At 43.9% G+C, this 1,987-nt stretch carries 3 protein-coding genes; 1 reads left to right on the forward strand and 2 read right to left on the reverse strand.

Annotated elements, in window-relative coordinates; translation table 11 throughout:
- The coding region (locus tag K0A89_12885) for a sugar phosphate isomerase/epimerase (protein ID MBW6519378.1) at positions 1-242 on the forward strand (242 nt) is incomplete at its 5' end.
- Between the two features lie 4 nt (positions 243-246).
- On the opposite strand, the gene K0A89_12890 is transcribed toward K0A89_12885, so the two are convergent.
- Positions 247-708: a hypothetical protein gene (locus K0A89_12890; GenBank protein ID MBW6519379.1), complete on the reverse strand. Its 462-nt coding sequence runs from the start codon at positions 706-708 to the stop codon at positions 247-249.
- A 109-nt stretch (positions 709-817) separates the two neighbouring features.
- Positions 818-1,987 (reverse strand): radical SAM protein (locus K0A89_12895; GenBank protein MBW6519380.1); only part of this gene is annotated, 1,170 nt, incomplete at its 5' end.

The following is a 1,987-nucleotide window of genomic DNA, read 5'->3' on the forward strand; positions in this document are numbered from 1 at the left end:
GCGATTCCGGGCTGGTGAGGGCGTTCATGAAGAGAGTGCGGGAATGGGTTGTGCATGTACATGTACACGATAATATGGGTGTATGGACCGGTGAGTATGATGGCGATATACACATGGCCCCCGGAACCGGTACGGTTGATTTGTCAGTGATAAGCGAATTGGGATGTGGCGGGATACACAACCTGGAAGTTTTTTCAATAGAAGATGTGATTTCCGGGAGAGAGAGACTGCTCGCGCTGTAGATTCTTATTCTATTTTTGCTGATTGCGGAGCGAACTGGACCCCCATTCCGGATTCCAGGGCGGTTATGATTTTCCGGTTATCACCAATATAAAGTACAATAATCTCTTCTGAATTGAAGAAATGTGGCGTCCCGGTCCAGCGCATTCGGGTATTGTTTATTAATTGGGCATCAGGGGAAACCAGGGCCATATCATTCCTTGCTGCAGTGACATTAGAATAATCGAAAACGTACACCAATTCCCCATTTAACGTGAGGTTCATGCTCCTTACCGAGAAAAATGGCTGTCTGCTGATACCCAGGGTCTTGATTTCAATATCTTCTGACTTCAAGTGGTTTATCAGGCTCGCGTAGCCGATTATGAATTTTGCATCATCTTCGGTCACAGGTTCTTTTTCATAGAACAGACATCCGGATGATAGGACTATTACAACCAGGAAAATAGATAATAACAGTACCTTTTTCATAATCAACTCCCGACCTTGCCACAAATGTGAGTGGATTCATGGGTAATATGTTTATCGGGATGATTCGTATTTATCTAATTATTATTATCATCATTATTATTATAACTCGTCACGGATTATTGTATCTCACGTTCCATTCTTTGTACGCTTTTTTCATTGCCCGTCTCATTGGCAATTGTTTCATGAGCGAGAGAAGATGTGTCATTGGGAAACCCGACCAATGTATTTCAGTTAGATGAGAAAATATCCTGGAGAGACTCAACAGTTTAAGGGATGTTTCATAATATTTCTTCTCTCTTGCAAAAGGTGTCATTCCAGGGTCAGGATGCTCGAAGACTGCATTAACACCTGTATAGTATTCCCACCCCCTGTCTTTGATTAAATGAGGTTCGTACTCATCATACAATTCTGTGCCCGGTAAAGGAGTTAATAGCACGGGATGAACGGCTACACCAAGTCTTTTTGCCAGTTCGAGGGCTGTGTCAAAATCTTCACGTTTATCCTGTCGTCCGCCCATTACGACAAAAAGGACACCATCAATTCCATATGATTTTATCTTTCTAATGGCATCTTCCCTGTTACGTCCCTGTTTGGTTCCAGCATGGTAATTATCAAGCACATCACAAGATGATGTTTCCCACCCCACCCATACTGAAAACAGCCCACTTGCCCTGGCAGCCATTAACATTTCATCTCCTTTAGAAGACTGGGGTGCATGCAGGTCACCGAAGCCGTACCACTTTTTTTTGCTGCCCTTTGAAAGAGCTGTAAACAGTTTAATGGACCGTTCAACATCTCCACCCCAAATGTTGTCGTCACCATTGAAATATACCTTGCCGGTATGATTTTCAACTTCTTCCACTACCTCATGGATTGGACGGTAACGAATGGTATCGCCAAAGAATTTCCTGACTGAACAAAATGAGCATCTGTACGGGCACCCCCTTGCGGTAAAGACCGCTCTGAACCGGTATGGATTGTGGTCAAAAGAAGTATAGGGCATGGGCATATTGTCGAGGGGAAGTCTTTCACCGTGAAAAAATGGTTTCAGAATACCATGTGCAGCATCATTGAGCACCTGTGGCCAGACAGATTCTGCCTCACCCTCAATAACAGAATAAGCATGTTCCTTAGCTTCAAAAGGAAGAGCCTTAGGGTGTATTCCTCCCAGTACAACCTTTTTCCCCATTTGTCTTAACAAATCGCCTAATCTGTAACACCAAGTAATGGTAGCGGTCATTGAGCTCAGGCAGATGAGGTCGGCATCGATATCTTCTGG

It is taken from the genome of ANME-2 cluster archaeon, assembly GCA_019429385.1.
In the GTDB taxonomy this organism is placed as follows: Archaea; Halobacteriota; Methanosarcinia; order Methanosarcinales; family Methanocomedenaceae; genus Methanocomedens_B.